This is a genomic window from Mesorhizobium sp. M1A.F.Ca.ET.072.01.1.1 (assembly GCF_004023325.1).
GTDB lineage: Bacteria > Pseudomonadota > Alphaproteobacteria > Rhizobiales > Rhizobiaceae > Mesorhizobium.
The window spans coordinates 1-7,303 of sequence record NZ_RZSF01000332.1 but is presented as its reverse complement, the minus strand read 5'-3'; the positions used below and the strand labels follow the sequence as shown (position 1 = coordinate 7,303).

At 66.6% G+C, this 7,303-nt stretch carries 6 protein-coding genes and 1 pseudogene; 3 read left to right on the top strand and 4 right to left on the bottom strand.

The window, feature by feature from the left end:
- A pseudogene (locus tag EOA32_RS30570) lies at positions 1-581 on the top strand (DSD1 family PLP-dependent enzyme); the annotation flags it as partial.
- Between the two features lie 135 nt (positions 582-716).
- Positions 717-1,652 (top strand): bifunctional helix-turn-helix transcriptional regulator/GNAT family N-acetyltransferase, encoded by a 936-nt coding sequence (locus tag EOA32_RS30565; protein ID WP_128373703.1) that lies wholly within the window; start codon positions 717-719, stop codon positions 1,650-1,652.
- Between the two features lie 164 nt (positions 1,653-1,816).
- Here EOA32_RS30565 and EOA32_RS30560 read toward each other — a convergent pair whose 3' ends face one another.
- Entirely contained in the window at positions 1,817-2,650 is an 834-nt protein-coding gene (locus EOA32_RS30560) for an AraC family transcriptional regulator (protein WP_128373702.1), read from the bottom strand.
- A gap of 144 nt (positions 2,651-2,794) precedes the next feature.
- On the opposite strand from EOA32_RS30560, the gene EOA32_RS30555 reads away from it, so the two are divergent.
- A complete protein-coding gene (locus EOA32_RS30555) occupies positions 2,795-4,288 on the top strand; it encodes a winged helix-turn-helix domain-containing protein (RefSeq protein WP_128373701.1) in 1,494 nt (497 codons plus the stop codon).
- Between the two features lie 112 nt (positions 4,289-4,400).
- On the opposite strand, the gene EOA32_RS30550 is transcribed toward EOA32_RS30555, so the two are convergent.
- The 3 genes from EOA32_RS30550 to EOA32_RS30540 form a co-directional block, all read right to left on the bottom strand.
- A complete protein-coding gene (locus EOA32_RS30550) occupies positions 4,401-4,733 on the bottom strand; it encodes a hypothetical protein (RefSeq protein WP_066996527.1) in 333 nt (110 codons plus the stop codon).
- 30 nt (positions 4,734-4,763) lie between these two features.
- The gene (locus EOA32_RS30545; RefSeq protein ID WP_128373700.1) at positions 4,764-5,177 is read right to left on the bottom strand and encodes a hypothetical protein; all 414 of its coding nucleotides are present in this window, start codon (positions 5,175-5,177) and stop codon (positions 4,764-4,766) included.
- A gap of 81 nt (positions 5,178-5,258) precedes the next feature.
- The coding region (locus EOA32_RS30540; RefSeq protein ID WP_145971396.1) for an efflux RND transporter permease subunit at positions 5,259-7,303 on the bottom strand (2,045 nt) is incomplete at its 5' end.

Sequence of the window (7,303 nt, the reverse complement as noted above, 5' to 3'; positions counted from 1 at the left end):
TTCCCGGGCTGTTCGGCGGCGCGGCCGGCGCACTGAAAAAGGCCTCGGCGAGGGCTGCCGAGTTCGTCGCGGCCCTCGACGCGGACCAGCGCCGCATCCTCAACATCGGCGGTTCCAAGACGGCGCTGCTGCATGGCGGCGGCGTGGCCAACGAAGTGTCGATCGGCTCGGCCTTCGTGCTGCCCCGAGACTTCGACACGCCCGGCCTCGACGGCTTCCGGCCGGCCGCTCTCATTGCGACGCCGATCCTGAAGGCGCTCGATCCGGTGCTCCCCGGCCCGGCGGCTATCTCCCGCACGCTGCAGGCGCTCGGCCTCTTCCCGAAGAGGGCCTGCTATCTCTATGGCGGCAAGTGGATGGCCGAACCAGTGTTCCCCGAAGGCATGAAGCCGAACGGCCTGATCGGGCTGTCGTCCAACCAGCAGTTCATGGGGCTGCCGGCGGGCGCGGAGGTGAAGCCCGGTGACTACGCCTTCCTGCGGCCGACGCAGAGCGAGGCGGTGCTGCAGCATTTCGGCTCGCTCGCGGTGTTTGCCGGTGGGCGCATCGTCGAGTTCTGGCCGGCGCTGCCGATGGGGTAAACGGGCGCGCCAACTGTCTTCGCCGCGATCCTTCGCGCCCCCTCTGTCCCGCCGGCCTAAAGAAGTTCGGCACAACCAATTTATTTGACTCAGTCAACTAAATGATCGATCCTGTCCGCGACAGGAGGAATTCCCATGACCATCCACGATCACCCCGGCAACAAGCGCATCGATGCCGTGCGCGCTTTCAACCGTTTCTACACCCGCCAGATCGGCCTGCTCGACGAAGGCCTCCTGAAGAGCCCTTTCTCGCTGACCGAAGCGCGCGTGCTTTACGAGCTTGCCCATCGCGACGGGCTGGTCGCCAGCGACCTGGTGCGCGACCTCGGCCTCGACCCCGGCTATGTCAGCCGGCTGCTGAAAAAACTCGAGGAGCGCGGCCTGGTCGAACGCGCCGCCACGGAGGCCGACGCGCGGCGGTCCTCGATCGCGCTGACGCCCGCGGGCAGGGAGGCCTTCGTGCCGCTCAACCAGGATTCGCACGACCAGGTGCGCGCGCTGCTCGATCGCCTGGCGCCGACCGACCAGGAGCGGCTGGTCAAGGCGATGCGCACGGTGCAGGACCTGCTCGGCGACAAACCCGAACCCAAAATACCCTATATTCTGCGGCCGCTGCAGGTCGGCGACATCGGCTGGATCACGCATCGCCAGGGCCTCATCTACGCGCAGGACTATGGCTGGGACGCAACCTACGAGGCGCTGGTTGCCGAGATCCTCGGCGAGTTCGTCAAGAACTTCGTTCCGCAATGGGAGCGCAGCTGGATCGCCGAGCGCGAAGGCGAGGTGGTCGGCTCGGTTTTCGTCATGCGCAAGTCGCCCAAGGTGGCGAAGCTCAGGCTGCTCTATGTCGAGCCGTCGGCGCGCGGCCTCGGCATCGGCCGACGGCTGGTCGACGAGTGCATCGCGTTCTCGCGCGCCAAGGGCTACAAGACGCTGACGCTGTGGACCAACGACATTCTTGGCTCGGCCCGCCGCATCTACCAGGCGGCGGGCTTCAAGCTGGCCGAGGAAGAGCGCCACCATTCCTTCGGCAAGGATTTGGTCGGCCAGACGTGGAATTTGGAACTGTAGCGCCTTTTCCTTCTCCCCTTGTGGGGAGAAGGTGGATCGGCGCGCAGCGCCGAGACGGACGAGGGGTGTTCCAGGGAACGCCGGCGTCTCACTCCGCTGGAACACTCCTCATCCATCGCCTTCGGCGAGACCTTCTCCCGCAAGGGGAGAAGGAGGAAGGCGTCTCAACCTTTGATCGGCACCCAGACCTCCAGCCCGCCATTGCCGCTGCGCGGATCGAATTCGGGACCGTAGCGCTCGAAGTCCGGGGCGTCGGCGATCTCATGTCCGGATGCAGGCAGCCACTTGTTCCAGATGGTGTTGACCGTGCGTCGGATGGTCGAGATGTGCTCGCGATGCGCAAACACGGCGTATTTCTGCGCCGGCACTCGAACCCGGTAAAAATCCTTCGGCAGATCGGAGAAATCCGACACCTCGACGCCGGCGACATAGTCGAAATTGCCGGCATCGTCGGCATTGGTGCAAACGCCGTAGGCGACGCCGGGCACCTCGCCGGGAATGTTGCCGATATAGGGTCCGAAGCGCTGCCACAGCATTGGGATGCCGGCGCTGGTCTCGCAGCTGTAGCGCTCGCCGAGTCCGGCGATGAGGAACGGCCGGCTGGTCTCGAAGCGCGGCGGCTCGAGCGCGGTGAGAAGCGAACTGTTCATGAGGATGGGCTCCACGAGGTCGAGGTTTTGGGTCGAGCCTCCAGCGCGCACCAGTTCCGGCGTGGTGCCGAACTGGTCGCGGAAGGCCCGCGTGAAAGCCTCATGCGAGCCGTAGCCGGCATCGAGCGCGACCGCCAGGATGTCGCTCGCGCCGCCCGCGAGCTTGCGCGCCGCTTCGCTGAGCCGGCGCGCCCGCATATAGCCCATGACCGACCGCCCGGTGGCGGCCCCGAAGGCGCGCGTCACATGGAAGCGCGACACGCCGCTGCTCGCCGCGACATCGTCGAGCGAAATCGCATCCGGCAGATGGCTTTCGACAAACCACAGCGCTTTCTCGGTCGGGTTCATGGCTCCTCGCATTTGGCGCGGCCACACTAGTCGCCGCTCCGACAGGCAGTTTGATCGAAATTGCGCAGTGAGCAATAATAGCAACGTGCATGCCGGGTCGAGTGGGATCGACTTGGCATTAGGCACGCGGGAAGGGGTGTCCCGATGACGACGGCGACGGCCGATCAGGTGTTCCGGTTTGGCGGGTTCACGCTCGACCTCGCCAAGGGAACGCTGCGCGGCATCAACGAGCCGCTGTTCCTGCGGCCGAAAGCCTACGCGCTGCTTTCGCATCTCGCCCGCAATATGGGCCGCGTCGTGCCGAAGTCGGAGCTGATGGATGTCGTCTGGCCCGGCGTCTATGTCACCGAGGATTCGCTCACCCAGTCGGTGCGCGAGATCCGCAAGGTGCTGGGCGAGGACATGGTGCGCACCGTCTCCAAGCGCGGCTATATGCTTGCCGCGGAAGCCGAAGCGGCGCCCGAGATCAGCAGCCAACCGATCGTGGCGGTGGTGCGCTTCCGCAACGAGAGCGGCGATTCGGCCGACGAGGCGATGGTCGACGGCTTTGCCGAGGATCTCATCAACGGCGTGGCGCGCTTTGGCACCGTGACGGTGCTGGCGCGCAATTCGAGTTTTTCCTTCGCCTCTTTCGGCCGCGCCGAATGGCCGCAGATCCGCGCCCGCATCGGCGCAGACTATCTGGTCGAAGGATCGCTGCGCCGCCAGGGCGAGCATGTCGTGGTGGCCGTCAGCCTCGTCGACATCGCGAGCGCCAGCCAGCTCTGGGGCGACCGCTACCAGTCGCAGGGCGCCGGCCTGTTCGAGATCGAGCGCGACATAGTCGAGCAGATCGTCAGCCGCCTGGTCACGCGGGTCACCAACGCCGGCCTCGAGCAGGCCTCGCGCAAGCCGGTGACCAGCCTTGCCGCCTACGAGCTCCTGCTGCGCGGCTTCGCGCTGCTGCGCGATCCCGCTCAGACCGACCAGCGCGGCGCCGAGGCCTTGTTCGAGGCGGCGATCGCAAAGGATCCGAATTACGGGCTTGCCTATTCCTATCTCGCTTTGGCGCGCTCGCTGGACGGGGAGTTCGGGCGCGCCAGCGATGCTGTCCTGGAAAATGCGCGCGACCTTGCCGACAAAGGGCTGGCCCTGTCGCCCGACCAGCCGACCGGCCACCGCGTGCAGTCGCTGATCCGCCTTTATATGCGCGATCACGAGGCGGCCGAGCATCACATGCGCATCGCCTTGCAGCTCAACCCTTATGACGCCGACAGCATCGAGCAGATGGGCATGCTGCTCACCATGCGCGGCCGGCCGCTGGAAGCGCTGACCTGGCTGGCGCGCGGCATCCGCATCGATCCGTTGCATCCGCACTGGTACCAGTTCGACCGCGCCCTGGCGCTCTACATGATGGGGGAGTACCGGCAGGCGGCGGAAGCGCTGGAGCTCGCGACGCGGCCGGCACCCTGGATCAGGACGAGGCTGGCCGCCTGCTATGCCCAGATGGGCGACAGGGACAAGGCGCGGCGGCAGATCGCCCTCATCGAGGAGGGCGCTTCCTTCTCGCCGCTCGACTATGCGCTGCACGGCGTGCCGTTCGAAAATCCGGCCGATGCCGAGCATCTCTGCGAAGGCGTCAGGCTTGCCCTCGGCTAAAACATCTCGCCCCGGAAGTGTGCAGCGGTTCTGGGATATCAAAACAAAAACTTAAAGCGCGTCGCCCGAATCCGTTTCAGCGCGACGCGCTTTGGGCTGTGCCCGAGCCGCTTCAATCGACGACGACCACGATGTAGCGGCCTTGATAGGGCCGGTAGTAGGTCCGACCGCAGCGCCAGACGTCGAAGCCGTTGACCTTGGTGCGAACGCAGCCTGCCGGCAGCGTGGCGACCCAGGCGGTCGTGTGCCTCAGCACTCGCCATGTCGTGGCGCGCCGGGCGACGCCCGCGGCGCTGTGCGGTGTCCAGGGCGCCCCGATGCGGGCTTCGGCGGTACCGACCAGCGACAGGGCCGGCACGGCCATGCCGACAATCTCGACGGCGGCGAGGCCGATGGCGAGCAACGCAGCGGCCGAGCGCATTTTCCTGAAAGATTTCACAGGCATTTTCGTTTCTCCTGAGGTTGGTGTTCAGTTCTAGTGGGAGGATGAAGCGGCCAGCCGGGTCGAACCCGTCAGCGCCGCCAGGTGAGCAACCACGAACAGCCAGTGCGCCGCGGTTGTGACGTAGCCGACGACGAGCACGTCGGCGGCGATGAAGAACTGCCAGAACAGAAGGTTGGCCGTTCCGAGCAGCACATGCACGGCAGCCAGCACGGCGTGCCAGTTGCGGGAGTAGCCGATGCGCCAGAGCGTCACGCCGATGATCAGGGCCAGCCCGTGCGCCTCGATGAAGCCGATGCCGGTGCCGGGTGCGTTGTTGAGCAGCACGGCTTCAGCCCCGCGCCCGAAGAACGAGCCGGCAATGTCGGTGGCGAGCCCGCCTGCGGAAGCAAGGACCAGGAAGCCGGCATTCACGCGAACGAGAAGATTTCCAAAGAAGGGTGTCATGATCGTTCCTTTCCGTTTTGGGTGATAAAGGTCGCCACGGCGGCGTTGGCCGCCGTGGCTGCTGGGAGGAGGAGGCGCCGCTCAGGCCACCAGCGGCTGGGGCTCGGCTGCGGCCGCGGTCGGTTCGGCCGCGGGGGTGTTCTCAGCCGGCGCCTTGATGCCGAACCAGGTGACGTAGAGCGTCGGCAGGAAAACCAGCGTCAGCACGGTCGCCACCAAGAGGCCGCCCATCACCGCATAGGCCATCGGCCCCCAGAACACCGTCGGCGCGATCGGGATCATGCCGAGGATGGCGGCCGCCGCCGTCAGCAGGATCGGCCGCAACCGATGCGTGGTGGCGCTGATCACCGCTGCCCATGGTTCCTCGCCGGCGGCGATGTGCTGGTCGATCTGCGCGATCAGGATCACCGAGTTGCGGATCACCATGCCGATCAGCGACATCACGCCGAGGATCGCGACGAAGCCCATCGGAGCGCCCGAGAGGAGCAGCGCGCCGGCGACGCCGATGATCGCAAGCGGAGCGGTGAGCAGCACCAGCACCAGGCGCTGGAAGCTCATCAGCTGCACCATCAGGACGGTGGCCATGATGAACAGCATCAGCGGGAACACCACGAAGATCGAGGCCTGCGCCTTGGCGCTGTCCTCGATCACGCCACCCTGCTCGACGCTGTAGCGCGCCGGCAGTTCCGCCTTGAAGGCGGCGATGGCGCTCCCCAGCCGCCGCGTGACCAGCGTGGCATTTTCGCCGGGCGCGACATCGGCCTGCACGGTCACGGTCGGCAGCCGGCCGCGGCGCCAGATCAGCGGCGGCTCGGTCTGGTAGGTGAGCTTCGCCACCTGCTCGAGCGGCACCCGCCGTCCGCCGGAGGCGCTGATCGTCAGGCCGCGCAGCGTGTCGATGCTGGCGCGTTCGGTTTCCACCGCGCGGGCAACGATGTCGACGAGGTAGATGTCGTCGCGCATCTGCGTGATCTTCGAGCCGGAGAGCACCGCGTTGATCGTCTCCGACAGCTGCTGCGAGGAGATGCCCAGCGCGCGCGCCCGGTCCTGGTCGACATCGACCTTGATGACCTTGGCCGGCTCGTTCCAGTCGTAGTTGATGTTGCGCACCGAGGCGTCGCTGCCCAGCACCTGCGCGAACTGCTGCGCGAGGCCGCGCGTCTTGTCCGGATCCGGACCGCTGACACGGAACTTCAGCGGCCAGCCGACCGGCGGGCCGAGCTCCAGCGGCGTGACGCGGACCATGACGTCGTCGAAGCCGGTCGACAGCTGCTTCTCCAGCCGGTCGATCACCGCCTGGCGCACGGCGTGGCCCTTGGTCACGATCACCGCCTGGGCGAAGAAGTCGTTGGCGAGCTGCGCGTCGAGGGGCAGGTAGAAGCGCACCGCGCCCTGGCCGACATAGAAGCTCCAGTGGTCGATATCAGGATCGGCGGCGAGCAGCTTCTCGACGCGCTCGACCACGGCATCCGTCGACTTGATCGAAGCGGTGCGCGGCAAGGTGAGGTCGAGCATGACCTCGGGCCGGTCGGACTTCGGGAAGAACTCCTGGCCGACGAAGCCCATCGCCACGACGGAGAGCGCGAACAGTCCGGCCGTCGCCGACAGCACCAGCCACTTTGCCCGCATCGCCATCTCGAGCAGCGCCTGGAAACCGCGGCCGACGCGCGAGGGCTGATGGCTGCCGCCATGCCCCTTGATGCGATCGGGCAGCAGGAAGACGCCGGTGAGCGGCGTGAACAGCACCGCGACCACCCACGAGACGACGAGCGCGATCGCCACGACAGCGAACAGCGAGAAGCAGTATTCGCCGGCGCCGCTCTTGGCGAAACCGACCGGCACGAAGCCGGCGATCGTCACCAGCGTGCCGGTGAGCATCGGGAAGGCGGTCGAGGTGTAGGCATAGGTGGCGGCCGAGATCTTGTCGTAGCCTTCCTCCATGCGCGAGATCATCATCTCGACCGCGATCATGGCATCGTCGACCAGCAGGCCGAGCGCGATGATCAGCGCGCCGAGCGAGATGCGCTGCAGCGAGATGCCGAAATACTCCATGGTGACGAAGGTGATCGCCAGCACCAGCGGGATGGCGACCGCCACGACGACGCCGGGACGCCAGCCGAGCGCCA

Bases quoted from the DNA above. Each gene is read 5' to 3' on its own strand.
- EOA32_RS30565 (WP_128373703.1), top strand. From the start codon at position 717: ATGACCATCCACGATCACCCCGGCAACAAGCGCATCGATGCCGTGCGC.
- EOA32_RS30560 (WP_128373702.1), bottom strand. From the start codon at position 2,650: ATGAACCCGACCGAGAAAGCGCTGTGGTTTGTCGAAAGCCATCTGCCG.
- EOA32_RS30555 (WP_128373701.1), top strand. From the start codon at position 2,795: ATGACGACGGCGACGGCCGATCAGGTGTTCCGGTTTGGCGGGTTCACG.
- EOA32_RS30550 (WP_066996527.1), bottom strand. From the start codon at position 4,733: ATGCCTGTGAAATCTTTCAGGAAAATGCGCTCGGCCGCTGCGTTGCTC.
- EOA32_RS30545 (WP_128373700.1), bottom strand. From the start codon at position 5,177: ATGACACCCTTCTTTGGAAATCTTCTCGTTCGCGTGAATGCCGGCTTC.